General features: G+C 64.5%; 21 protein-coding genes. 12 read left to right on the forward strand and 9 right to left on the reverse strand.

Annotated elements, in window-relative coordinates; all coding sequences use genetic code 11:
• On the reverse strand, window positions 1–1733 hold a 1733-nt coding region (locus EDE08_RS36425; RefSeq protein WP_131874462.1), incomplete at its 3' end, for a methyl-accepting chemotaxis protein.
• A gap of 322 nt (window positions 1734–2055) precedes the next feature.
• Here EDE08_RS36425 and EDE08_RS36430 point away from each other — a divergent pair.
• From EDE08_RS36430 to EDE08_RS36445, 4 genes are all read left to right on the forward strand, one after another.
• Window positions 2056–2541 carry a (2Fe-2S)-binding protein gene (locus EDE08_RS36430; protein ID WP_131874463.1) on the forward strand — a complete coding sequence of 162 codons (486 nt, stop codon included), beginning with the start codon at window positions 2056–2058 and terminating at the stop codon, window positions 2539–2541.
• A gap of 86 nt (window positions 2542–2627) precedes the next feature.
• A complete protein-coding gene (locus EDE08_RS36435) occupies window positions 2628–4970 on the forward strand; it encodes a xanthine dehydrogenase family protein molybdopterin-binding subunit (RefSeq protein WP_131874464.1) in 2343 nt (780 codons plus the stop codon).
• Between the two features lie 138 nt (window positions 4971–5108).
• A complete protein-coding gene (locus EDE08_RS36440) occupies window positions 5109–5909 on the forward strand; it encodes an FAD binding domain-containing protein (RefSeq protein WP_131874465.1) in 801 nt (266 codons plus the stop codon).
• Window positions 5910–6106: 197 nt separating this feature from the next.
• Entirely contained in the window at window positions 6107–7216 is a 1110-nt protein-coding gene (locus tag EDE08_RS36445; RefSeq protein ID WP_131874466.1) for a CaiB/BaiF CoA transferase family protein, read from the forward strand.
• Between the two features lie 224 nt (window positions 7217–7440).
• On the opposite strand, the gene hppD is transcribed toward EDE08_RS36445, so the two are convergent.
• On the reverse strand, window positions 7441–8556 hold the full coding sequence (gene hppD, locus EDE08_RS36450; RefSeq protein ID WP_131874467.1) for a 4-hydroxyphenylpyruvate dioxygenase: 1116 nt from the start codon (window positions 8554–8556) through the stop codon (window positions 7441–7443).
• Window positions 8557–8677: 121 nt separating this feature from the next.
• Between hppD and EDE08_RS36455 the strand changes: the two genes are divergently transcribed.
• Both EDE08_RS36455 and EDE08_RS36460 read left to right on the forward strand, forming a co-directional pair.
• Window positions 8678–9157 (forward strand): Lrp/AsnC family transcriptional regulator, encoded by a 480-nt coding sequence (locus EDE08_RS36455; protein ID WP_028178776.1) that lies wholly within the window; start codon window positions 8678–8680, stop codon window positions 9155–9157.
• 73 nt (window positions 9158–9230) lie between these two features.
• The gene (locus tag EDE08_RS36460) at window positions 9231–9542 is read left to right on the forward strand and encodes a DUF1272 domain-containing protein (RefSeq protein WP_131874468.1); all 312 of its coding nucleotides are present in this window, start codon (window positions 9231–9233) and stop codon (window positions 9540–9542) included.
• 12 nt (window positions 9543–9554) lie between these two features.
• Here EDE08_RS36460 and fahA read toward each other — a convergent pair whose 3' ends face one another.
• From fahA to EDE08_RS36485, 5 genes are all read right to left on the reverse strand, one after another.
• A complete protein-coding gene (fahA, locus tag EDE08_RS36465) occupies window positions 9555–10826 on the reverse strand; it encodes a fumarylacetoacetase (protein WP_131874469.1) in 1272 nt (423 codons plus the stop codon).
• Window positions 10827–11004: 178 nt separating this feature from the next.
• Window positions 11005–12351, reverse strand: coding sequence for a homogentisate 1,2-dioxygenase (gene hmgA, locus EDE08_RS36470; RefSeq protein WP_165936391.1), 1347 nt, complete (start codon window positions 12349–12351; stop codon window positions 11005–11007).
• Between the two features lie 2 nt (window positions 12352–12353).
• On the reverse strand, window positions 12354–13310 hold the full coding sequence (locus EDE08_RS36475; RefSeq protein WP_131874471.1) for an MBL fold metallo-hydrolase: 957 nt from the start codon (window positions 13308–13310) through the stop codon (window positions 12354–12356).
• A gap of 24 nt (window positions 13311–13334) precedes the next feature.
• Window positions 13335–13559 (reverse strand): DUF2783 domain-containing protein, encoded by a 225-nt coding sequence (locus tag EDE08_RS36480; protein WP_131874472.1) that lies wholly within the window; start codon window positions 13557–13559, stop codon window positions 13335–13337.
• A gap of 7 nt (window positions 13560–13566) precedes the next feature.
• Window positions 13567–15180 (reverse strand): FAD-dependent oxidoreductase, encoded by a 1614-nt coding sequence (locus EDE08_RS36485; RefSeq protein ID WP_131874473.1) that lies wholly within the window; start codon window positions 15178–15180, stop codon window positions 13567–13569.
• Between the two features lie 109 nt (window positions 15181–15289).
• Here EDE08_RS36485 and EDE08_RS36490 point away from each other — a divergent pair, with 109 nt between their 5' ends.
• Entirely contained in the window at window positions 15290–15832 is a 543-nt protein-coding gene (locus EDE08_RS36490; RefSeq protein WP_131874474.1) for a MarR family winged helix-turn-helix transcriptional regulator, read from the forward strand.
• A gap of 85 nt (window positions 15833–15917) precedes the next feature.
• Window positions 15918–16637, forward strand: coding sequence for a methyltransferase domain-containing protein (locus EDE08_RS36495; protein WP_131874510.1), 720 nt, complete (start codon window positions 15918–15920; stop codon window positions 16635–16637).
• A gap of 245 nt (window positions 16638–16882) precedes the next feature.
• On the opposite strand, the gene EDE08_RS36500 is transcribed toward EDE08_RS36495, so the two are convergent.
• On the reverse strand, window positions 16883–17689 hold the full coding sequence (locus tag EDE08_RS36500) for an N-acyl homoserine lactonase family protein (protein WP_131874475.1): 807 nt from the start codon (window positions 17687–17689) through the stop codon (window positions 16883–16885).
• Window positions 17690–18057: 368 nt separating this feature from the next.
• Between EDE08_RS36500 and EDE08_RS36505 the strand changes: the two genes are divergently transcribed.
• From EDE08_RS36505 to EDE08_RS36520, 4 genes are all read left to right on the forward strand, one after another.
• Complete coding sequence (locus EDE08_RS36505) at window positions 18058–19608, forward strand: caspase family protein (RefSeq protein WP_131874476.1); 1551 nt, start codon at window positions 18058–18060, stop codon at window positions 19606–19608.
• 144 nt (window positions 19609–19752) lie between these two features.
• A complete protein-coding gene (locus tag EDE08_RS36510) occupies window positions 19753–20418 on the forward strand; it encodes an OmpA family protein (RefSeq protein ID WP_131874477.1) in 666 nt (221 codons plus the stop codon).
• A gap of 172 nt (window positions 20419–20590) precedes the next feature.
• Window positions 20591–21520 carry an RND family efflux transporter gene (locus tag EDE08_RS36515; protein WP_035670616.1) on the forward strand — a complete coding sequence of 310 codons (930 nt, stop codon included), beginning with the start codon at window positions 20591–20593 and terminating at the stop codon, window positions 21518–21520.
• The gene (locus tag EDE08_RS36520) at window positions 21520–24669 is read left to right on the forward strand and encodes an efflux RND transporter permease subunit (protein ID WP_131874478.1); all 3150 of its coding nucleotides are present in this window, start codon (window positions 21520–21522) and stop codon (window positions 24667–24669) included. Before EDE08_RS36515 ends, EDE08_RS36520 begins: the two co-directional genes overlap by 1 nt.
• Before the next feature lie 94 nt (window positions 24670–24763).
• Here EDE08_RS36520 and EDE08_RS36525 read toward each other — a convergent pair whose 3' ends face one another.
• Window positions 24764–25438 carry a Crp/Fnr family transcriptional regulator gene (locus EDE08_RS36525; RefSeq protein WP_131874479.1) on the reverse strand — a complete coding sequence of 225 codons (675 nt, stop codon included), beginning with the start codon at window positions 25436–25438 and terminating at the stop codon, window positions 24764–24766.
• Window positions 25439–25551 lie beyond the last annotated feature (113 nt).

Here is a 25551-nt window from a genome sequence, read left to right on the forward strand (position 1 = left end):
GTGGCCCCCTGCATGCCGGCGATGTGCGAGGAGATCTCGTCCGTCGCCTTCGCGGTCTGGCTCGCCAGTGACTTCACTTCGCTCGCAACCACCGCGAAGCCGCGGCCGGCCTCGCCGGCACGCGCGGCCTCGATGGTGGCGTTGAGCGCGAGAAGGTTGGTCTGCTCGGCGATCGCCGTGATCAGCTTGACCACCTCGCCGATCTGCTGGGCGGCATGCGACAGCTTGCCGATGCGGCCGTCGGTCTCCCTAGCCTGCACCACGGCAGCCTCCGCGATGCGGCTGGAATCGCGGACCTGGCGGCCGATCTCCTCGACCGAGGCCGAGAGCTCTTCCGTCGCGGTCGCGACCGACTGCATGTTGCTGGAGGCCTGCTCGGAGACGCCGGCGACCTGGCTCGACAGGCTCTGCGTGGTCTCGGCGGTGCGGGTCAGCGTCGAGGCCGCCGATTCCAGCTGCACGGCCGAGGCCGAGACGTTGGAGACGATGGCGCCGACCGCGCTCTCGAAATCGTCGGCGAAGCGGATCAGCTCGGCGCGGCGGCTTGCGGCCTGCTCCCGGTTCTGGACCTCGCTGGCGGCGGCGTCGCGCTCGGCCTTGGCGACCGCCTGAACCTTAAACTCCTCGACCGCACCGGCCATCTCGCCGATCTCGTCCTTGCGGCCGAGACCCGGCAGCACGACGTCGAAATTGCCCGATGCGAGCTCGCGCATCGCCTTGCACATCGCGATCATCGGACGCGAGATGCCGGTGCCGAGCAGAAAAGCAAGGACCGCGCCGAGCAGCGTGCCGCCAACGGCCAGCATCAGCACCAGCTGCTCGGTCCGCCCGATGGTCGCCTCCGACTCCGAATCCAGCCGCTGCTGCTCGGCGAGGAGGTCGGCCTTCATGGTGGTCGCTCCTTGCAGGATCGCACCGGCCGAGCCGTTCATCTCGGTGACGAGATCATCGACCAGCTTGGCGTTGGCGATCAGCTTCTCCAGCGCTTCGCGATAGGCGCCGAGCAGAGCCTTGGCATCCTTCAGGCCCGCGACGACCTTGTCGTCCATGGAATAGATCGCACCGAGCGAGTTCTCGACGAATTTCAGCCGCGCCAGCGCGCTGGTGGCGATCGACTGGTCGGAGGTCAGCACGAAATTGGTCGCCGCCGCACTCGCAGTCTGGAACTGGGCGTTGACCTGCTTCGTGCCGAACTCGATCGCCTGCGCTTCGGAGTCGGAGGCGTTGTTGCCGATATCGTCAAGCTTGTATTTCAAGAGGTTGGCGTTGCGGCTGAGCTGGTTCTGCACTAGCAGCGCACTGTCGCGCTTGGCCTTGAGTACCTTTGCGAAGGTCGCGGAGAAGTTGGAGAACTCCTTGGCGAGCTTGTCGAGGCTCTCCTGCCGCGCCGGCGTCTTGGCGCCCTTCACGGCCTGGTCGATGGCGTTCTTCAGGCTGCCTTCAGCATCCAGCGCCGCCTTGGCGTCGTCTTCCTTGCCGGTCACCACGAAATAGCGGGCGGCCGAACGATAGGCGAGCAGCTCGCGATCGATGTTGCGGGCGAGATCGGCCTCGGAAACGCTGCTGCGGTACGACCCGACCCCGGAGGCGACCCGCTCGAAGCCGAAATAGGAGAAAGCCATGCTGCCGGCGGAAATCACGAGCACGGCGGCGAAGCCGAGAATGATCTTTGCGCGGAACCTGAGAGCCGGAAACAGTGTACGCTTAGACGGCGACGCGATACGCCCGGACATTCCCACCCCCATTTGTAATTCAGCCGCGATCCGGAGGCGCCCCGCCCCCCGACCTGGATGCGCAAAACTAAGGCAGAATCGATAAGGGGCGGTAAATTTGGCAGGCCTGCACGATAATCGCCGCATCGGCCAAAGGCCGATCTGGATCGAGATGATTGCTGGCATCCCACGCCAGCCCGGCTGCTTCGCCTCCCAAATCCTCGCGCGCCGAACCGGATCAATGACTTTTCAATGACGCCGGCGACCAAAATCCTAGTTGCAAAGTTCCGGGCCGCTGTCTCTAATTAGAAGCAATCAAAATCAATCCCGGGAGGACTATGCCGTGTCTAAAGTCAACCTGACAGTGAACGGCAAGGCCGTTGCTGTCGATGTCGAGGACCGCACGCTGCTGGTCCAGCTCCTGCGCGATCACCTCAACCTCACCGGGACCCATGTCGGCTGCGATACCAGCCAGTGCGGCGCTTGCGTCGTGCACATGGATGGCCGTGCTGTGAAATCCTGCACGATGCTGGCAGGGCAGGCCGATGGCGCCAGTATCACCACGATCGAGGGCATCGCCAAGGGCGACGAGCTGCACCCGATGCAGGCTGCCTTCCGCGACAATCACGGCCTCCAATGCGGCTATTGCACGCCGGGTATGATCATGTCCGCGATCGACATCGTGCAACGCCATGGTGGCCAGCTCGACGAGGCGACCGTCCGCCACGAGCTCGAGGGCAATATCTGCCGCTGCACCGGCTACCACAACATCGTGAAAGCCGTGCTGGATGCGGCCGGACGCATGAAGGTCGCGCAGGCGGCCGAGTAGAGCGGCCGTCGCGAAGCAAGAAATCACCACTCCCGCTTTCGAGGGAAAGCGCGGGTCAACAAAAATTCCGGTCGGGAGGACCAGACATGGGTGTTGAAGGCATCGGCGCACGCGTCGTGCGCAAGGAAGACAAGCGTTTCATTACCGGCAAGGGCCGCTACGTCGACGACATCAAGCTGACGGGCATGACCCATGCCTATTTCGTCCGCAGCCCGCACGCGCACGCCAAGGTGAAGGGGATCGACTCCTCCGCCGCGCTGAAGATGCCGGGCGTGGTCGCGGTGCTCACCGGCAAGCAGCTCGTCGACGACAAGGTCGGCAACCTCATCTGCGGCTGGGCCATCACCTCCAAGGACGGCAGCCCGATGAAGATGGGCGCATGGCCGGCAATGGCGCCCGAGACGGTGCGCTTCGTCGGCCAGGCCGTTGCCGTCGTCATCGCCGAGAGCAAGAATCTCGCGCGCGACGCGGCGGAAGCCGTCGTCGTCGATTACGAGGAGCTCCCCGCTGTCGCCGACATGCAAGCCGCCATCAAGGCCGGCGCGCCCCAGCTTCACCCCGAAGCGCCCGGCAACCAGGTCTATGACTGGGTGATCGGCGACGAGGGTGCCACCGATGCCGCCTTTGCCAAGGCTGCCAATGTGGTGAAGCTCGACGTCACCAACAACCGTCTCGCCCCGAACGCGATGGAGCCGCGCGCGGCGATCGCCGGTTACGACGCGGCGGAGGAGCACTTCACTCTATATACGACCTCGCAGAACCCGCACGTCGCCCGCCTAGTGCTGTCGGCGTTCTACAACATCGCGCCCGAGCACAAGCTGCGCGTGATCGCCCCCGATGTCGGCGGCGGCTTCGGCTCCAAGATCTTCATCTATCCCGAGGAGATGGTGGCGCTGTGGGCATCCAAGAAGGTCGAGCGTCCCGTGAAATGGACGGGTGATCGCACCGAAGCCTTCCTCACCGACGCGCATGGCCGCGACCACATCACCCATGCCGAGATGGCCTTCGACGCCAACAACAAGATCATCGGCTTGAAGGTGAAGACCTACGCCAATTTCGGCGCCTACATGTCGCTGTTCTCGTCCTCGGTGCCGACCTACCTCTACGCGACGCTGCTGTCGGGCCAGTACAACATCCCGGCGATCCATGCCGAGGTGATCGGCGTCTACACCAACACCACGCCGGTCGACGCCTATCGCGGCGCGGGCCGCCCTGAGGCGAGCTATCTGATCGAGCGGCTGATGGAAACGGCGGCGCGGCAGTTGAAGGTGGACCCGGCGGAGCTGCGCCGGAGCAACTTCATCACCCAATTTCCGCACCAGACGCCTGTCATCATGGCCTACGACACCGGCGACTTCAACGCTTCGCTCGATGCCGCGATGAAAGCGATCGACTATGCCGGCTTCCCCGCCCGCAAGGCCAAGGCGAAAGCCGACGGCAAGCTGCGCGGTATCGGCGTGTCCTGCTACATCGAGGCGTGCGGCATCGCGCCGTCGAAGGCGGTCGGCAGCCTGGGCGCCGGCGTCGGCCTGTGGGAATCGGCCGAGGTGCGCGTCAACCCGGTCGGCACCATCGAGATCCTCACGGGATCGCACAGCCACGGCCAGGGTCACGAGACCACCTTCTGCCAGCTCGTCGCGGAGCGCCTCGGCGTTCCCATCAGCCAGGTCTCGATCGTCCATGGCGACACCGACAAGGTGCAGTTCGGCATGGGCACCTACGGCTCGCGCTCCGCGGCCGTCGGCCTCACTGCCATCCTGAAGGCGATGGAGAAGATGGAGTCCAAAGCCAAGAAGATCGCCGCGCATGCGCTGGAGGCGTCCGAGGGCGACATCGTGATCGAGAACGGCGAGTTCAAGGTGGCAGGCACCGACAAGGCGATCGCCTTCCCGATGGTCGCGCTCGCGGCCTACACCGCACACAATCTGCCTGATGGGATGGAGCCGGGCCTGAAGGAGAGCGCCTTCTACGACCCGACCAACTTCACCTTCCCGGCCGGCGCCTATATCTGCGAGCTCGAGGTCGATCCCGGCACCGGCAAGACCTCCTTCGTCAACTTCGTCGCGGCTGACGATTTCGGCCGGCTGATCAACCCGATGATCGTCGAGGGCCAGGTCCATGGCGGCCTTGTGCAGGGCATCGGGCAGGCACTGCTCGAGCACGCCATCTACGATTCCAACGGCCAGCCGGTCACGGCCTCGTTCATGGATTACGCCATGCCGCGCGCCGACGATGTTCCGTCGTTCAACCTCTCCCACACCACGACGCTCTGTCCGGGCAATCCGCTCGGCATTAAGGGGTGCGGCGAGGCCGGCGCGATCGGCGCGTCAGCGGCCGTGATCAACGCGATCACGGACGCGATCGGCAAGAACACTCTGGAAATGCCCGCAACCCCGGACCGGGTGTGGCGCACGATCCACGCGGCCTAGCCGACCATCGTCGTCATTCCGGGGCGACGCGCAGCGTCGAACCCGGAATCTGGAGCCACGAATTCAACCTCGAGATTCCGGGTCTGCGCCTATGGCGCATCCCGGAATGACAGAGAAGAGATTTCAGGAGCAACCAAGATGTACCAGACCACCTATCATCGCGCCTCCTCGGTCGACGAAGCCGCCAGCCTGTTCGCCAAAGGAAGCGAGGCGAAATTCCTCGCCGGCGGCCAGACCCTGCTGCCGGTGATGAAGCAGCGCCTTGCCGCACCGTCGGACGTCATCGACCTCGGCAGGATCAAGGAGCTGCAGGGTGTCGAGCTGTCGGGCGACGTGCTGACCATCAAGGCCGCCACCACCTACTACGACATCATGACGAATGCCGACGTGAAGAAGGCAATACCCGCGATCGCCTATCTCACCTCGGTGCTGGGCGACCCCGCCGTGCGCTACCGCGGCACGATCGGCGGCTCGATCGCCAACAACGATCCTGCCGCGGATTTCCCGGCCGCGCTGCTCGCGCTCAGCGCCACCGTGAAGACCAACAAGCGGTCGATCTCGGCGGATGACTTCTTCAAGGGCCTGTTTACCACGGCGCTCGAAGACGGCGAGATCATCACCGCCGCGTCATTCCCGGTGCCGGCGAAGGCAGGCTACGAAAAGATGCGGCACCCGGCCTCGCGCTTTGCGCTGACCGGCGTGTTCGTGGCGCAGACCAAATCGGGTGAGGTTCGGGTTGCCGCGACCGGCGCCTCACAGAGTGGCGTGATGCGGGTGCCTTCGATCGAGGCCGCGCTGAAGGCGAACTGGTCGCCCTCGGCGATCGACAACGTGACGATTTCGGCGAGCGGATTGCTGGCCGATATCCACGGCACGGCCGAGTACCGCGCCAATCTCGTCAAGGTGATGGCGCAGCGCGCGGTCGCCGCCGCTCGCTGATAGCGCCTCCACGCAAATTTTCCGCGGCGCGCACTTCGGTGCGCGCCGTTTTTATTTGGCCGTGCGGCATGAAAACCGCTTGCCTCGCTGACGTGAAGGCGAGAAAAGTTAATCAGTCAATTAACTCGCCCACAGAGGAACGTCGGAAGCGATGCCGGACCACCGGCATTTGCTCGCGACCCCGAGGAAACAACAACGTGCTCGATAAATCAGCCCCCACCTCATCCGTCCGCACCTCCGGCCCGCTCTCGGGCTTCCGCATCGTCGAATTCGCCGGCATCGGACCTGGTCCGTTCGCCTGCATGATGCTGGCCGACATGGGCGCCGACGTCGTCACGCTCGACCGGATCGGCGCGAAGAAAAGCACGAAGTCGGTCGCCGGCCGCGGCCGCAAGGTGATCGAGCTCGACCTCAAGGACAAGGCCGCGATTGCACAGGTGCTCGACCTGCTTGCCAGCGCCGATGCCCTGGTCGAGGGCTTCCGTCCCGGCGTGATGGAGCGGCTCGGCCTCGGGCCCGACGTGGTGCTCGCGCGCAATCCAAAGCTGGTCTATGGCCGCATGACCGGCTGGGGCCAGGAAGGCCCGCTCGCGAATGCCGCCGGCCACGACATCAACTACATCTCCATCACCGGCGCACTCGCCGCGATCGGTACCGCGGAAGCACCGGTGCCACCGCTCAACCTGGTCGGCGATTTCGGGGGCGGCGCGCTCTATCTCGTGGTTGGGGTGCTCGCAGCGCTCCTGGAGGCGCAGAAATCCGGCAAAGGCCAGGTCGTCGATGCCGCCATGTGCGACGGCGCGGCATCGCTGATGTCGTTCTTCTTCGACATGACCGCAATGGGACGCTGGTCCGAGGGACGCAACCAGAACTTCCTCGATGGCGGTGCGCATTTCTATGGCGTCTATGAATGCGCCTGTGGCCATTTCGTCTCGATCGGCTCGATCGAGCCGCAATTCTACGCGCTGCTGCGCGAGCATGCCGGGCTCACCGACGCCGATTTCGACGCGCAGATGGATCCCAAGGCCTGGCCCGCGCTGAAGGAAAAGCTCAAGACGGTGTTCAAGAGCAAGACGCGCGAGGACTGGTGCAAGATCATGGAAGGCACCGACATCTGCTTCGCGCCGGTGCTGACCATGTCGGAGGCTACGGAGCATCCGCACATGGTCGCGCGCAACGTGTTCATCGAACGCCACGGCGTGAAGCAGCCTGCACCGGCACCGCGCTTCTCGCGCACGCCCTCGACGGTGCGCGAGCCGGAGCCGGCGGAGATCGCCGCGGTGATGCAGGCGTGGGCGGGACGTTAGGCTCTCTGCTGTCGCCCCACTCTCCGCTGTCGTCCCGGACAAGCGCGCCATAAGCGCGCGCCGATCCGGGACCCATAGCCCCAGGGAGTGGTTTGGCGAAGACTCGGGGTTACCGGCTCGCTCTACGACGCGGTCCTAGGGGTATGGGTCCCGGATCGGCGCTTACGCTTGTCCGGGACGACACCGATGATGTGGGGACGGCTTGCGCCTAACTCGAGCCGCGCCTACGCCGCGTCCACCTTCAACACGCCGCGCCGGATCTGGTCCTCTTCGATCGATTCGAACAGGGCCTTGAAATTGCCCTCGCCGAAACCGTCGTCGCCCTTGCGCTGGATGAACTCGAAGAAGATCGGGCCGATCGCGTTGGCCGAGAAGATCTGCAGCAGCACCTTGGTCTGGCCGCCCTCGACCACGCCCTCGCCGTCGATCAGGATGCCGTTCTTCTTGAGCCGTGCGACGTCCTCGCCATGCTTGGGCAGGCGCGTGTCGATCTTCTCGAAATAGGTGTCGGGCGGCGACGGCATGAACGGCAGGCCGGCTTCGCGCAGGTCTTCGATGGTGCGGTAGATGTCGCGGCAGCCGCAGGCGATGTGCTGGATGCCCTCGCCGCGATAGGTCTTGAGATATTCCTCGATCTGACCGGACTCACCGGCGTCCTCGTTGATCGGAATCCTGATCTTGCCGTCCGGGCTCGTCAGCGCGCGCGAGAACAGGCCGGAGGCGCGGCCCTCGATGTCGAAGAAGCGAATCTGGCGGAAGTTGAACAGCTTCTCATAGAAGCCGGCCCAGACGTCCATGCGGCCGCGATGGACGTTGTGGGTGAGATGGTCGAGATAGAACAGGCCGGCGCCGACCGGCTTGGAATCGCGTGCGCCGAGCCATTCGAACTCGGCATCATAGGCCGAGCCATTGGCGCCGTAGCGGTCGACGAGATAAAGCAGGCTGCCGCCGATCCCCTTGATGGCGGGGACGTCGAGAGTCTTCTGGGCCGATGGCACATCGGCAGGTTCGGCGCCGAGCGAAATCGCGCGGTCATAGGCCGCCTTCGCGTCGACGACGCGAAAGGCCATCGACGGCGCACAGGGGCCATGCGCGGCGACGAACTCGTAGCCGTGGGTGCCGGGCTGCTCGTTGACGAGATAGTTGATGTCGCCCTGGCGATAGACCGTGATCTTCTTGGTCCTGTGGCGCGCGACGGGCGCATAGCCCATCAGCTTGAACAGCGCGTGCAACTGTTCCGGATCGGGATGCGCATATTCGACGAACTCGAATCCGTCGGTGCCCATCGGATTGTCGGCGCTGATCGTGGCCGGCGGTGCATCGTGCGGAAACGGACCCATGCTGCTCTCCCAATTTGCTGCCGGGAGGAACTATCCTTCATAGGGCGCGCAAGAGGCGTGCAAACGGGGCGTAAATTCGCTACTCTATGCACACTTTGTGCAAGAAATGGACAATTGACGCATGATTCCTGTGGACGCCTTTGACCTCAAGATCCTGGGCGCACTCCAGGACGACGGCCGCCTCACCAACCAGGAGCTCGCCGATCTCGCGGGCCTCTCCGCCTCGCAATGCTCGCGGCGGCGGATGCGGCTGGAGGAGGAGAAGGTGATCGCGGGCTATCATGCCGACCTCTCCAGCGAGGCACTCGGCTTCGGCGTGATCGCCTTCATCCAGGTGGGGCTCGCGACCCACTCCCCGGACAATTCCAAGCGTTTTCGCGCGCTGGTGAACCGGATCGACGAGATCCAGGAGGCGTATTCGCTCACGGGCGATGCCGACTATGTGTTGAAAGCCGTGCTGCGCGACCTCAAGGGCCTCTCAAATCTCGTCAACGACGTCTTGATGCCGCACCAGAGCGTGGCACATGTACGCTCCTCGATCGTGCTCGACAGGCTCAAGGAAAGCTCACGACTCCCGCTCAAGGAGATCAGGGCCGGCTGAAATCGAGGGAACTATGGCATTCGCGCTGGCTACGCGATCTGCGATGATCCGGCTCCACGTGCGGAGATTCGACATGGCCCTCCAGCTTCGGCCGAACTGCGAATTTTGCGACCGCGACCTGCCGCCGAGCGCAACTGACGCGCGGATCTGCTCCTATGAATGCACGTTCTGCGCGGATTGCGTCGAGACCAAGCTGTTCAACGTCTGCCCGAATTGCGGCGGCGGCTTTGCCCCACGCCCGATCAGGCCGGCGCAGGAATGGCGGCCGGGCGTGTGCACAGCGAAGCAGGCGCCGTCCGACAAGCGGGTGCATCTGAAGTACAGCGTAGAGGATGTCGCGGCGCATTGCGCGCGGATCAAGGACGTTCGACCCGAAGATCGCTAATCGCAGAGCCCGTCATTCCGCCGGCAGAATCGTCCCCTCGACCTCGCCGAAGCCGACACGATAGCCGTTGCCCTGGCACCAGCCGCGCATCACGAGGCTGTCGCCGTCTTCCAGGAATGAGCGCTTGGCGCCGCCGGGCAGCTCGACCGGCTCGGTGCCGTTCCAGCTGATCTCGAGCAAGCTGCCACGCTGGTCCTTCTCAGGACCGGAGATGGTGCCGCTGCCGAGGAGATCGCCGACATTCATGGCGCAGCCGCTGGAAGCGTGGTGCATGAGCTGCTGCACCGAGGACCAGTACATGTGCTTGAAATTGGTGCGGCTGATGCCGGCAGGTGCATTGGCACCCGCAGCGCGCAGGGACACGTCGAGCGAGATGTCGTAGTTCTGCGGCTTGGTCTGCTTGAGATAGTCGAGCGGCACCGGCTCCTGCTCCGGCCCCTTCAGCCGGAACGGCTCCAGCGCCTCGCGCGTCACCACCCAGGGGCTGATCGAAGTCGCGAACGCCTTGGCGAGAAACGGCCCGAGCGGCACATATTCCCATTGCTGGATGTCGCGCGCACTCCAGTCGTTGAGCAGCACGAAACCGAAGATCATCTCCTCGGCCTGTTGCTCCGTGAGCATGCCGCCCATCGGCGAGGGCTGGCCGATGACGACGCCCATCTCCAGCTCGAAATCGAGCCGCTTGCACGGCCCGAAGCTCGGCACGTCCACATTCGGTGGTTTCAGTTGCCCGCGAGGCCGCTTCACTTGAGTACCGGAGACCACGACCGTGGAGGCACGGCCGTTATAGGCGATCGGCATGTGCAGCCAGTTCGGCTGCAGCGCATTGTCCTTGCCGCGGAACATCACGCCGACATTGGTGGCGTGCTCTTTCGAGGAGTAGAAGTCGGTGTAGCCGGAGACGGTGAAGGGCAGATGCAGTTTGGCAGCCGACATCGGAACCAGGGCCAGCTTGCGCAACTCGTCATTGTCGCGCAATTCGGGATTGTCGTGCCGCAAGAGCTCGCTGATCCGCGCGCGGGTCGTCGACCACACCTTCGGGCCCAACGACATGAACGGATTCAGGCTGCCTGCCGCAAAGGTCCCCGGCTGCCCGACATCGAGGCGGCCATCCTGCTCGAGCTCCCACAGATCAAGAATGTAGGCGCCGATGGCGACACCAACGCGCGGCGCCAATCCATTCGCCGAGAACACGCCATAGGGCAGGTTCTGGATCGGGAAGTCCGAGGCCGGATCGACGTCGATGAAGGAGCGGAGGCTGGGGTCGTTGGGGTGTGTCGTCACGTCTGGCCCGGTCCTTTCTTCCTTCTCCTCTTGTGGGAGAAGGTGGCGCGAAGCGCCGGATGAGGGGTTCTATCCGCGAATCCAGAATGAGAGAGGTCCACTCGCGGAGAGACCCCCTCACCCGTCTCGCCGCTACGCGGCGAGCCACCCTCTCCCACAAGGGGAGAGGGCGCGACCGTCACGGCCGGTTAGGATCGAACTTCTTCTCCAGGCCCTTCCAGCAATCCGCGTAATCGTCCTGCAGCGTGGACGCCTTCGCCGCATGCGCGGTGACGCGCTGCGGATAGCGGGTCTCGAACATGAAGGCCATGGTGCCCGTCAGCTTCACCGGCTTCAGCTCGCCATTGCTGGCGTGCTCGAAGGCGTCGCGGTCCGGGCCATGCGGCAGCATGCAATTGTGCAGGCTCATGCCCCCGGGGACGAAGCCCTGCGGCTTGGCATCGTAGACGCCGTAGATCAGGCCCATGAACTCGCTCATGATGTTCATGTGGTACCAGGGCGGACGGAAGGTGTTCTCCGCGACCATCCAGCGCTCGGGGAAGATCACGAAGTCGATGTTCGCGGTGCCCGCGGTCTCCGACGGTGAGGTCAGCACCGTGAAGATCGATGGATCGGGATGGTCGAAGCCGATCGCGCCGACGGGAGAGAAGGCGCGCAGATTATATTTGTACGGCGCGTAATTGCCGTGCCAGGCGACGACGTCGATCGGCGAATGCGGCAGCGTGGTCTTGAACAGCGAACCGCCCCACTTCACGAACAGTTCCGTAGGCGTGTCCTTGTCCTCGTAGTTCGCAACCGGCGTCAGGAAGTCGCGCGCGTTGGCAAGGCAGTTAGCGCCGATCGGGCCGCGCTCCGGCAGGGTGAAGGCACCACCGTAATTTTCGCAGAGATAGCCCCGCGCCGGGCCATTCGGAATCTCGACGCGGAACTTGACGCCGCGCGGGATCACCACGATCTCGCCCGGCTCGGCATCGATGCGACCGAACTCGGTGACAACGCGAAGATTGCCCTGCTGGAGCACGAACATCAGCTCGCCGTCGGCATCGTAGAAATGCTGATCCACCATCGACTTGGTGATGAGGTAGACATGTGCGGCCATGCCGGCCTGGGTATTCACGTCACCAGCCGTCGTCATGGTCTGCACGCCCTGAACGAAGGTTACCTCATCCTTCGGAAGCGGCGTCGGGTCCCAGCGCAGCTGCGCGATCGGCAGGCCGGATTCATGGCACGGCGCCGAACGCCACAGGCCGGCGTCGACCTTCTCGAAGCGGCCGGAATGCTTCACGGAAGGGCGGATGCGATAGAGCCAGGAGCGCTCATTGCTGCCGCGCGGCGCGGTGAAGGGCGAGCCGGAGAGCTGCTCGGCATAGAGCCCGTAGGCGCAGCGCTGCGGCGAGTTGCGGCCGATCGGCAGCGTGCCCGGCAGTGCCTCGGTCTCAAAGCTGTTGCCGAAGCCGGACATGTAGCCCGGCGTCACCTGGGCCGAGCTGCGGATGATCTGGTCAGGCGAGGTATTGATGTTCATGACTATCCTCCTCCTTGCAAGGCAGCCCACATTTCCTGGTCGCGCTTGTCGGTCCAGATCACGGGGTCGTCGATCCCCGACGCCTCGTCATAGGCGCGCGACACGTTGAACGGCAGGCAGTGCTCGTAGATCGCGAAGCTGGAAAATTTCGGATCCATCACCTCACGGGTCGCCGCCATCGATTCCTTCAGCGTGCGACCCCGGGCAACGGAGATTTCGGCCGCGCCGTAGAGCGAGGTGACGAAGTCGCGCGTCATCGCGATGGCCTCGCGCACCGTGGCCGTGCCCTTCAGCGCATCGCCGCGGCCCGGCGCGATCGCCTTGGGATTGAAGTTGCGGATCTCGTTCAGCGTCATCGGCCATTCGCGCAAATGCGCATCGCCGCAGTAGCAGGCCGAGTGATATTCGATGAGGTCGCCGGAGAACATCGCCTCGGCATCCGGCACCCAGGCGACGATGTCGCCGGAGGTGTGGCCGGCGCCCAGCTGCATCAGGCGCACCTCGCGCTTGCCGAGATAGATCGTCATCTCGCCTTCGAAGGTCAGCGTCGGCCAGGTCAGGCCGGGAATGCTCTGCGCATCCTGGAACAGCCGCGGGAAGCGGCCGTATTCGGAATCCCAATCCTGCTTGCCACGCTCCGCGATCAGCCGATAGGTCTCCTGCGAGGCAACGATGCCTTGCGCCTTGTAGGCGGAGGCGCCAAGCACGCGCACGGCGTGATAGTGCGACAGCACGACATATTTGATCGGCTTGTCGGTGACTGCGCGCACGCGCTCGATCACCTTGTTCGCCATCGCGGGTGTCGCCTGCGCGTCGAACACGAGGCAGCCATCGTCGCCGACGATGACGGCGGTGTTGGGATCGCCCTCGGCGGTGAAGGCATAGAGATCCGTACCGATCTCGGAGAAGGTGATCTTCTTCTCGGAGAGATCGCCAGTGGATGCGAAGTTCTTCGCCATCAATTCGTCCTTCAAGTCACCGGGTTATTGTTGCTGCTGTTGTTGCTGTTGGCCGTCGATCATGCGGCGCTTCGCCAGCCCGATCGCCTCGCGCAGCACGTCGATATCGCCGATATGGTTGGCGAGGATCAGCACCAGCGCCGCGTCGAAATCGGCGCTCTGCTCATCGGTGAGACCGCGATGCGCCTCGACGATGGCGCGGAAGGCGTCGTCGGGGCGTGCGAAGTTGGAGCTGGTGGAAAGCGGCATGCGAACCTCAATACAAGCCTTCGGCACGCACCAGCGCTGCCGCGATCGCCGCACGCGCCGGATGGCGGAAACGCGCCGCGACATAACCATCCGGCCTCAGCAGATAGGCGGCGCCCGGTTCGGCGCCGTAGCGCTTCGCGACCAAGCCCGAGGGATCGGCGAACCCGCCCTCACCGCCGATGCGGATGCCCTTGACGCCATCGGGCGCATCGATGGCCGTACCATTGCTGAACGACAGCAGGGTGAAGTCCGTTCCACCCTTGCGGAAGGCATCCGTCAGATAGATCTGCTCGCCGGCCGGCGTCGTGACGGGAGCGTCGAGCATGGAACGGCCGGGCGACGGTCCGCCGTGCCACGTATCCGCGTCGAGCGAGGACAAGGGGGAATCATAGCTGCATGGCACCGAAAGCCGGCCGCCATTGACCATGCGCTTGCCGAACTCGGTCTCCTTCGCCAGCGACAGCACCGCCTTGCGCAGCCGCGCCTCCTGGTGCGAGTTCGGCGCCATGAAGTCGGTCGAGCGGGTGGATTCGCGAATGTTCTCGTCGGCCGCCATGCTGCGCTCGAGATGATAGCTCTCCAGCAGGCTCGCGGGCGATCTGCCGCGCAGCACACGGTCGAGCTTCCAGGACAGATTCTCCGCGTCTTCGAGCCCGGAATTGGCGCCGCGGGCGCCGAAGGGCGAGACCTGATGCGCGGAATCGCCGGCAAAGACCACACGACCATGGATGAAGCGGTCCATCCGCCGGCACTGGAATTTGTAGAGCGAGATCCACTCGAACGCGAATTTGTCGTGGCCGAGCATGCGCGCGATCCGCGGCCGCACGTTCTCGGGCTTCTTCTCGACGACGGGATCAGCGTAGCGGTTGAGCTGGAGGTCGATGCGCCAGACATCGTCGGGCTGCCGGTGCAGCAGCGCCGAACGCCCGGCATGGAACGGCGGATCGAACCAGAACCAGCGCTCGGTCGGGAATTCCGCAGTCATCTTGACGTCGGCAATGAGGAACTGATCCTCGAACACCTGCCCGGCGAACTCGGCGCCGACCATCTGCCGCAGCGAGGAGCGCGCGCCGTCGCAGGCGACGACATATTGGGCGAGCACGCGGTAGGCGCCCTCGGGCGTCTCGATCGTCAACGCGACGGAACCGTTGCGTTGCTCGAGCGCCGTCACCTTGTTGCGCCAGCGCAGGTCGATCTCGGGCAGATCGTCGATGCGATCAACCAGATAGGCCTCGGCGTAATATTGCTGGAGATTGATGAAGGCCGGCCGCTTGTGGCCGTTCTCCGGCAGGAGATTGAACTGGTAAAGTTGGGATTCGCCGTGGAAGATGCGGCCGACGCTCCACACCACCCCCTTGTCGACCATGCGGTCGCCGACGCCGAGCCGGTCCCAATATTCCAGCGAGCGCTTCGAGAAGCAGATCGCGCGGGAGCCCTCGCCGATACGATCGGCATCATCCAGGAGGACGACACGCTGGCCGCGTTGAGCAAGATCGATCGCAAGCGACAGCCCGACCGGGCCCGCACCGACGACCACGACCGCGTGCTCGGCCGGGCTCTGGCCGGAACGATCCTGATCGGGGTGGCGTCGATAGCCGAACTGGGACTTGGCCTGCGCCATACACTAACCTCGGCTCTGGTCAGGAGAGGACTGATCTGCTAGATAGTCTCACGTGCAACTATTTTGGACCGGAGCCGGCCGGCCGTCAACTGGAATTCGGAGCGCTTCCTTGGCGAGGACATCCAGCGACATCGCGCTGAAAGCGCGCGAGGCCGGCGAGGCTTCGGCGCGGTCAAAGCCACGGCTCGACCTGTTCAAGTTCGTGCCGTTCCGCCTCAACCGGCTCGCAGCGGAGGTCAGTTCCGCGCTTTCGGTCGAATATCAGGAACGCCATGGCCTCGACATTCCGGCCTGGCGCGTGATCGCCACCCTCGGCTTCCGCAACGACGCCTGCAGCGCACAATTCATCGCGCAATGCACCCGCACGCACAAATCCACCATCAGCCGCGCGGTGACCACGCTGCTCAACAGCGATCTGATTGAACGGGTCGAGAACGAGGCCGACCGCCGCGAATTCCGGCTGCAACTGACCAGGAAGGGCCGTGCGCTCTACGAGGAGCTGTTCCCGCAATTGTTGCGGCGCGAGGACGAGATCCTCGCCTGCCTCTCCGCGCAGGAGCGCAGGCAACTCTCGGCCCTGCTCGGCAAGATCGAGCAGAGCCTCGACCTGATCCAGACCAGCGACGAAGCCGACGCAAAACAGGCGTATTAGGGACTAATAGAGGCGCGGACGTCGGCGTTTGAGGGTCCTGTTGAGGAAGCTTGGTAGGCCCGTGACGGCACTGGCTTATATAGCGATGCTCCTTGTGGCGCTTGTCGCAACTCGCGCATACGCCGCTGACATAGGTCATCTGGCTCCCCCTGGCGTCGCTGCAAACGAGTTTCCCTCGCCACAGCGTCCTGTTGCAAGAATCGTCAGCCCCCGCCGCTCCGCTGAAGAGCACCGCGATGCCCTCGATGAGGCCGGTCAAATCGCACGTCTGCTTGAACTGAAACCAGGCATGACAGTCGGCGACATTGGGGCAGGCGGTGGCTACCACACGGTCAGGCTCTCGCACCTCGTCGGACCCGCCGGCTCTGTCGTTGCCCAGGACGTCACGCTGGATTACCTCGTCGAACTCGCCAGGCGAACAAAACTTCTGAAGTTGACAAACGTGCAATTCGCGCTCGGCGAACCACACGACCCGCGTCTGCCCGCTTCTTCGCTGGATGCCGCTATCCTTGTGCATATGTATCACGAGATAGCGCAACCCTATGCCTTCCTCTACAATCTCGCGGCCTCCTTGAAGCAGGGTGCGCGGGTCGGAATTGTCGATCTTGAGCTTCCGACGCCGAAACATGGCACGCCAATTGCGCTCTTGCGCTGCGAATTGACTGCCGTCGGCTATCGCGAGGTCGCCACATATAGGCTCGCAGGGGACAGAGGATACCTGGCGGTATTCTCTCCGCCGGAGCTAGCGGCTCGAAAATCTCCTCGCGATATCGTTGCTTGTGGGGATCCTGCCGGCGCTCGTTGACACCATATCTGCCGCCCGTCTCGGAGACCGCACGCGTCCGAAGAAAAGGTCAGCTCACAGGATGGGTAGATCGTCAGCGAAACCCATCAATCCCCCCCCGCCTGTGGCGAGGCATGATGGGCTTGACGAAGACTCGGAGTTGCCAGCTCGCGCGGCGACTCCTCCCTGGGGGTTATGGGTCCCGGATCTACGCGCGCTTTGGGCGCGCTTGTCCGGGACGACGAGCGTGGGGCAGGCCTCAGCGGCTATCTCGCAAACGATCGCGTCGGCGGCATATGCAGCGCCCAGGCGTCGACCTTCTCGCTGGCACGCGGATAGATCTCCGTCACGATCGGATCATGACCGGGAATGTATCTATCGGGGTGACCGGCGAGGCGCTCGATCGTCTCCCACCCCTGCGCCATGTCGCCGACATTGTAGACGATCGGGAACGGGCTCCTGCGCTGCAGATTCGCGTAGTAATGCGCGGCATCGGAGGCCAGCACCACCGGGCCGCGCGCGGTTTCGACTCTGACCACCTGCAAGCCGTCGGAATGGCCGCCGACACGATGCACGGTGACGCCCGGAGCGACCTCGCCGTCACCCGAATAGAAGCTGACGCGCTCGCGATAGACATGGCGCACCATCTGCGTGACGTGCTCGACCGAGAACGGATGTCGCAACAGTCCGTTGCACATGCAGCGTCCCGTCGCGTAAGCCATCTCGCGCTCCTGGAGATGGAAGCGCGCATTCGGGAAGCGGTCGAGATTGCCGGCATGGTCGTAGTGCAGATGCGTCACGATGACCTCGCGAATCGCAGATGCGGCAACCCCGAAGCGCTCCAGCGCATCGACCGGGTTGAGCGTCAGCTTGCGCGCCCGCGCGCTCGCCTCCTCGGCATTGAAACCGGTGTCGACCAGAATGTCGCGGCCACCGCCACGGATCAGCCAGACGAAATAGTCGAGGTCCTGCGCCGCACTGTCATGTGGATCGGGTGCCAGGAAGTTCATGCTGGGGGTGCGCGGCGACATCGTCGCGTAGCGAAGGGCGTAGATTTCGTAGACGTTTCCCATGGTCTTGCTTTTCTGAGTTGGATCTTCTGGGACGATCGAGCACACCAAGCCATCGTCGGCAGGAAAGGTCAAACGGGGCATTGCGTCGGGAGCCGGCCCCGCAATGTGAGACCAATCACATTTTCATCGCCATGGTTGCCCTTACATGCTGCCGATAGGATCGAACCAGGCCGCGCCGAGTACCGCCATGACAGCCCGTCTAATCCCCCTCGCGGCACGCCCATACGTTGCGGTCAATCGCTACGATAATGCCGAATCTCCAAGCGGTTGACGCCCCCCCGTCCCCGGTTTGATAATGAGGTAAGCGTAAGTTAAGGTCGCAGCGGCGCAAGCTGGAACGGCGCCCTTTTGGCTGGACCGCGCTGATTATGAAAATTCGCTTCTTTTTCCTTCTGCCCTTGCTCGTCTCGCTTGTCCCGACTGCCCCATCGCTTGCGGCCGGCGACCGTTTTGCGCTGGTCATCGGCAACGCCAAATATCCGGACGCGGATGCTCCGCTGAAGGAACCGATCAACGATGCGCGCGACGTGGCCGATGAGCTCAAGCGGGACGGCTTTTCGGTCGAGATCGGCGAGAACCTGACCGGCGACGGAATGCGCCGCGCCTTCGACAAGCTTTACGGCAAGATCAAGCCGGGATCGGTGGCGCTGGTGTTCTTCAGCGGTTTCGGCATCCAGTCGGCGCGCCAGAGCTACTTGCTGCCGGTCGATGCGCAGATCTGGACGGAGTCCGACGTGCGCCGCGATGGTTTCAGCCTCGAGACCGTGCTCGGCGAGCTCAACAGCCGAGGCGCCGGCGTCAAGATCGCGCTGATCGATGCGTCCAGGCGCAATCCGTTCGAGCGCCGGTTCCGCAGCTTCTCGGCCGGCCTGACCCCGGTCATCGCGCCCAACGGCACGCTGGTGATGTACTCGGCGGCGCTGGCCTCGGTGGTCTCGGACGCCGGTGGCGACCACAGCCTGTTCGTCCAGGAGTTGTTGAAGGAGATCCGCGTTCCCGACCTGATGGCCGAAGAGACGCTGAACCGTACCAAGATGGGCGTCACCCGTGCCTCTCGCGGCGAGCAGGTGCCGTGGATTTCCTCGTCATTGGCCGAAGATTTCTCGTTCATTCCGGGCGCCGGCGGATCGCGTCCCGCAACGACGCCGCCGCCTGCGCCTCCCGCTGCGCCGGCCGTCGTCGCCAACAACCCGCCACCGGCACCACCCGCCCCGCCGGCACCGCCTCCGCCGCCGAAGCCGGCCGACACTGCTGCGGCACCCGCTCCTGCTGCGCCAGCTGCACCCGCCCCCGCACCCGCGCCGCCCCCCGCGCCGAAGCCACAGATCGAGGCTGCCCTGCCTCCGCCGCCACCGCCGGTAAAACCGATCGATCCCGGCCTCGCGCCGAGCACCGACAGCGGACCCAGCGCCGCCGCGCTGGCTGACGATCCCACGATCAAGGGCCTGACCGCCAAGATCGCCGCCAATCCGGACGACGTGAACGCGCTGTACCGGCGCGGCCAAGTCTATGCCAGCAAGGGCGCCTACAACCTCGCGGTCAAGGATTTCGACGACACCCTCCGGATCAATTCGAAGGACGTCGAGGCGCTGAACAACCGCTGCTGGACTCGTACCGTGGTCGGTGACCTCCAGGGCGCGCTGAAGGATTGCAACGAGGCACTGCGGCTTCGGCCGAACTTCGTCGATGCACTGGACAGCCGGGGACTCGTCAACCTCAAGTCGGGCGCGGTGAAGAACGCCATCGCCGATTTCGATGCGGCCCTGAAGATCAACCCGCGCCTGACCTCTTCGCTCTACGGACGGGGCCTTGCCAAGCAACGCAACGGCTCCGCCCAGGAAGGGGCGCTGGACATCGCCAATGCCAAGGCGATGGATCCGAACATCGTTCAGGAATTCGCAAGCTACGGAGTGCGTTGATATTTTTTCGAGTTGAGGCCGTCGAAGCCTCGAACCTTGAACGGGCCAAGAAAGACTAATGGGCGGATGCCGCAAGAGGCCTTTTCCGAGGCTTGTTGCCGGAATTTGGAAGCACGCAAGCTGGCTGAGCAGGAGGGACTGGCTATGAGATCGGCTGCAAAAGGACTTACCGCGATCCTGTCCATCATCATCGTCGGCGCCGCGCTGTCATTGCCGCGCGCGTACGCAGGCGATGGCGGCAACAGCAAGAATGTCACCGAGGACGAGATCGTTCGCGCGCTCGCGCCGCCAGCCAAGAAGCCCTTGACCCGCGGCCTCTCGATCGGCCCGCAGACCGAATCCGCGCCGAACGCGGCGGAGATCAAGCTGATTCAGTCCGTGCGCGGCCGCTCGACGCGCTCGCTGTCGTCGACCGAGCGCGAGGAAATTGCTTCAGTCGTCAAGGACAAGCCGAACATCGATCTCGAAATCACGTTCGACTACAACTCCGCCAATATCAGCGCCAAGTCGATGCCGTCGGTGCAGGCGCTCGGCCGGGCGCTGACCAGTCCCGACCTGAAGGGCTCGACCTTCGTGGTCGCCGGCCACACCGATGCCGCCGGCGGCGAAGCCTACAACCAGGACCTGTCGGAGCGTCGCGCCGATTCGATCAAGCGCTACCTCGTCGAGAAATACAGCATCTCCGCGACCGATCTCGTCACCGTCGGCTATGGCAAGAGCAAGCTCAAGAATCCAAGCCAGCCGCTGGCAGAGGTCAACCGCCGCGTGCAGGTCGTCAACATGGAAAACAAGACTACCGCGTCGAAGTGAGCTCATCGACGAAGTGAGCTCGACGTAATCCTTTACAGTGAACAGTCGTGATGTGGTGTAAGGTCTCGCTTCCAAAGCGCGTCCCGCAACCTTGCGGGACGCTTTATTTCAGGGAAACGCTCTGTCTGGGCCTCGCACGGACGGCCGTGAGCCAGGCCAGGATGATCCGGCGATGAATCTGACTCAATATCTCAAGCCGGCCGGAACCGTGCTGTTCGTCGCCGTGCTCGGCGTCGGCTATTATCTGTTCGAGCATCGGCATCGCCCCGAAGCGAAGGAGACGCCGGGCGAGGCGCTCGTCATCGTGACGAAGTCGACCAACGCCTGCTTCTCCGACCTGGTCCGGGTGACCGGCTTCTTCGTGCCGCGCCGCGAGGCGGTGGTCGTTGCCGACCAGGAAGGCTCAAGAGTCACCGACCTCCTGGTCACCGAAGGCGCCATTGTCGCCGACAACCAGGAGCTGGCGCGCCTGACTGCGCCGCCGCAGATTCCGGGGCAGCCGCAGCGACCCGGCCCACAAGGCCCGATCTCGTTGAGAGCACCTGCGCCGGGGCTCATCACCGAGGTCCGCACCATCGTTGGCGCGCCGGCCTCGCCGCAGGCGGGTCCGATGTTCCGCATCGCCGTCAACAACGAGATCGAGCTCGACGCCCAGGTGCCGGCGGTGCACATGTCCAAGCTCAGTTCCGGCGCGACCGTGCGCATCAGCCGCGACGACGCGCCCGATCTGATCGGACGCGTCCGGCTGGTCGCGCCCGAAATCGACCGCACGACCCAGCTCGGGCGCGTCCGTATCAGCGTCACCAACAATCCATCCCTCAAGGTCGGCGTGTTCGCCCGCGCCTCGATCGACGCCAAGCGCAGCTGCGGCGTCTCGATCCCCAAGACCGCGATCGACCATCTGATGGTGCAGGTCGTCAAAGGCAATGTCGTCGAGACGCGCAAGGTGCGGGTCGGACTGTCGTCCGACACCTCGACGGAAATCCTGGAAGGCCTCGAGGTCGGCGAAATCGTCGTGGCCGACGCCGGCTCCTCGCTCCATGATGGCGACCAGATCAAGACCATGTTCGCCGATGAACTCGATCGCACGCGGGTACGCTGATGGCTCTCAATATCTCGGCATGGTCTATACGTCATCCGCTGCCGTCTGTCGTCTTTTCGATCATCCTCCTGGTTCTCGGCTGGACCTCCTTCACCAGGCTTGCGGTGACGCGGCTGCCCTCGGCCGACATCCCCGTGATCTCGGTTGCGGTCTCGCAGTTCGGCGCGGCGCCAGCCGAGCTCGAATCCCAGGTCACCAAGACGGTTGAAGACGCGGTCTCCGGCGTCGAGGGCGTCAGGCACATCACCTCCTCGATCACCGACGGCCTGTCGGTCACCACGATCCAGTTCGCGCTCGAGACCAACACCGACCGCGCGCTCAACGACGTCAAGGACGCGGTGACGCGCGTGCGCTCCAACCTGCCGCAGAACGTCACCGAGCCGCTGATCCAGCGCGTCGACGTCATCGGCCTGCCGATCGTCACCTATGCCGCGATTTCGCCCGGCAAGACGCCGGAGCAGCTCTCCTATTTCGTCGACGACGTGGTCAAGCGCGCGCTGCAGGGCGTGCGCGGCGTCGCGCAGGTCGAGCGCATCGGCGGTGTCGAGCGCGAGATCCTGGTCTCGCTCGATCCCGATCGCTTGCAGGCCATGGGCCTGACGGCCGTCAATGTCAGCCAGAGCCTGCGCGGCACCAATGTCGACGTCGCCGGCGGCCGCGCCGAGATCGGCAAGAACGACCAGGCGATCCGCACGCTCGCGGGCGCCAAGACGCTGGGCGATCTCGCCGGCACCATGATCCCGCTGTTCGGCGGCGGCGAGGTCCGGCTCGACGATCTCGGCACCGTCACCGACACCATCGCCGACCGCCGCACCTTCGCCCGCTTCAATGGCGAGCCGGTGGTCGCGCTCGGCATCAAGCGTTCCAAGGGCGCCAGCGACGTGAAGGTCGCCGAAGCCGTGCAGAAGCGCATCGACGCGCTCAAGGCGGCCTATCCCGACGTCGATCTGAAGGTGATCGACACCTCGGTCGAATACACCAACGGCAATTACCACGCGGCGATCTCGACCCTGTTCGAAGGCGCCATCCTCGCCGTCGTCATCGTCCTGCTGTTCCTGCGCGACCTGCGCGCCACCATCATCGCCGCGATCTCGCTGCCGCTGTCGATCTTCCCGGCGTTCTGGGCGATGGACCTGCTCGGCTTCTCGCTGAACCTCGTCAGCTTTCTCGCCATCACGCTGTCGACCGGCATTCTCGTCGACGATGCCATCGTCGAGATCGAGAACATCGTCCGGCACATGAACATGGGCAAATCGCCCTACCGTGCGGCGTTGGAGGCCGCCGACGAGATCGGCCTCGCCGTCATCGCGATTTCGCTGACCATCATCGCGATCTTCGCACCCGCGAGCTTCATGTCGGGCATTGCCGGACAGTTCTTCAAGCAGTTCGGCATCACCGTCTCGGTGCAGGTGTTCTTCTCGCTGCTCGCGGCCCGCTTCGTCACCCCGGTTCTGGCCGCCTACTTCCTCAAGCACCATACGCATGTGGAACCGCCGCCCGGCCGCATCTTGCGGTCCTATCATCGGATCGTGGCCTGGTCGGTGAAGCACTATTTCATCACGGTGCTGATCGGCCTCGGCGTCTTCGCCGCCTCGATCTGGAGCATCACGCTGCTGCCGCAGGGCTTTCTGCCGGCGCAGGACAGCGCCCGCTCGCTGCTTGCCCTCGAGCTGCCGCCGGGCACCCAGCTCGCCTACACCGAAAAGGTCACCGAGGACATCGTCGCGCGCCTGCGCAAGCGGCCCGAGGTCAAGAGCATCTTCGTCGACGGCGGGCGCGTCCCGCCGGGAACCCAGGAAGTCCGGCGCGCCGCCCTGATCATCAACTACACGCCCAAGAACAGCCGCGACATCACCCAGCGCGAGCTTGAATTCTCGATCAGCCAGGAGCTGGAGAACGTTCCCGATATCCGCTTCTGGTTCCTGGACGAGAACGGCCTGCGCGCGATCTCGCTGGTGGTGACCGGTGTCGATCCCAACATCGTCAACAACGTCGCGAGCGAGCTTGCGACGCAGATGAAACGCATTCCCACCATCGCCAACGTCATCTCGGAGACCTCGCTGGAGCGTCCCGAGCTGCGTATCGAACCGCGCGCCGATCTCGCCGCACGGCTCGGGGTGTCCACCGAAAGCCTGTCGCAGACCATCCGTGTCGCCACCATCGGCGACGTCGGCCCTGCGCTCGCCAAGTTCGACGTCGGCGACCGCCTGGTGCCGATCCGGGTGCAGCTCGAGGATGCCGCCCGCGGCAATCTGAAGACGCTCGAGCAGCTCCGCGTGCCGCTCGGCGAGCGCGGCGAGAAGGGCGGCGTACCGCTCTCGGTCATCGCCGACGTCAAGCTCGACCAGGGTCCGACCAGCATCAACCGCTACGACCGTGAGCGGCAGGCAACCGTCGCGGCCGACCTCGTCGGCTCCGCCGCGCTCGGCGACGCCACCAAGAAAATCTACGACCTGCCGGTCATGAAGACCCTGCCGAAGGGCGTGAAGGTCTCGCCCTCCGGCGACGCGGAAAGCCTGAACGAACTGTCCGACGGCTTCGCGACCGCGATCACGGCGGGACTGATGATGGTCTACGCCGTGCTGGTGCTGCTGTTCGGCACCTTCCTGCAGCCGATCACCATCCTGTTCTCGCTGCCGCTCTCGATCGGCGGCGCCATCGCCGCGCTGCTCGTCACCGGCAAGCAGCTCACCACGCCGGTGTGGATCGGCATCCTGATGCTGATGGGCATCGTCACCAAGAACGCGATCATGCTGGTGGAATTCGCGATCGAAGCCATTCGCGCCGGCAAGCCGCGCGAGGAAGCCATGATCGACGCCGGCATGAAGCGGGCCCGCCCGATCGTGATGACCACGATCGCGATGGCCGCGGGCATGATGCCGAGCGCGCTCGCGGTCGGCGCCGGCGGCGAATTCCGCTCCCCGATGGCGCTCGCGGTGATCGGCGGCCTGATCTTCTCGACCATCCTGTCGCTGGTGTTCGTGCCCGCGATGTTCATGGTGATGGACGATTTCGGCGCCCTGATCTGGCGCTTCGCCAAGCGGCTGATCGTGCACAGCGAGGATGCCGAGACGGACGATCATCACGGAGCGGCACCAGCGGAGGCGCCCCGCGCACCGAAGAACTTCGTGCACCCGGCGGCGGAGTAGGACCGCGCGTCTCAAACGGAGGACGACGCCGGTTGGGTGCGATGATGAGTGCGCGGCGAGCAGGAAGATCGGACGCCGCGAGCCGCCGCATCCCCTACTCGTTCCGCGCGATCGCGGTCAGCTTGGTCATGTTCCGCAGCAGGATCCGTCCGCGCTGCAGATCGAGGATGGCGTCCTTGCGCCAGGCCTGAAGCTGGCGATTGACGCTCTCGCGGGCGGCACCGACGAAGACGCCGAGCTGCTCCTGCGAGATGTGGACCTCGGAGCCGAAATCGGCGGCGAGCGCGCAGAGTCGCCGCGCCAGGCGAACCGGCAGCGGCTGCAGCATGGATTCCTCCATCCGCTCGCTCTGCCAGCGGATGCGCTGGCACAGCAGTGCGATGATCTTGATCGCGACCTTTGGCTCGCGCTCGAGGAAGCCGAGGAAATCTTCGCGCCGCAGCACGAACAATTCGCTCGCCTCGCCCGCGGTGGCATCCGCCGTACGGCTCTGGCCGTCCAGCACCGCGACCTCGCCGAACAGGTCGCCCGGGCCCATGAAATTCAGCGTCAGCCGGCTGCCGTCGGAGGCGCCGGTCTCGATGCGGACCTGGCCGCGGCGCACGCCGAACAGCGCGTCCCCGGGATCGCCCTTCTGGAACAGCACCTCGCCGTTCCCCAGATGCTGGGTGTGACAGAGATTGGACAGCCGTTGGAGCTCGTCTGCGCCGAGATCGGCGAACATCGGGTTCATCTTCAGGATGACCGCAAATTCGGCCTGCTTGCTCATTTCAATGTCCTTGTGAACGTCACTGTTCCTGTCAAATCGCTTGAAACCATCAAACTTCAGGATCGCGTAAAACCGCGCCGGAGAAGTGTGTCATAAGTCACATAACTTTGCAG

Source organism: Bradyrhizobium sp. R2.2-H (assembly GCF_004346455.1).
Classification (GTDB): Bacteria; Pseudomonadota; Alphaproteobacteria; order Rhizobiales; family Xanthobacteraceae; genus Bradyrhizobium; species Bradyrhizobium diversitatis.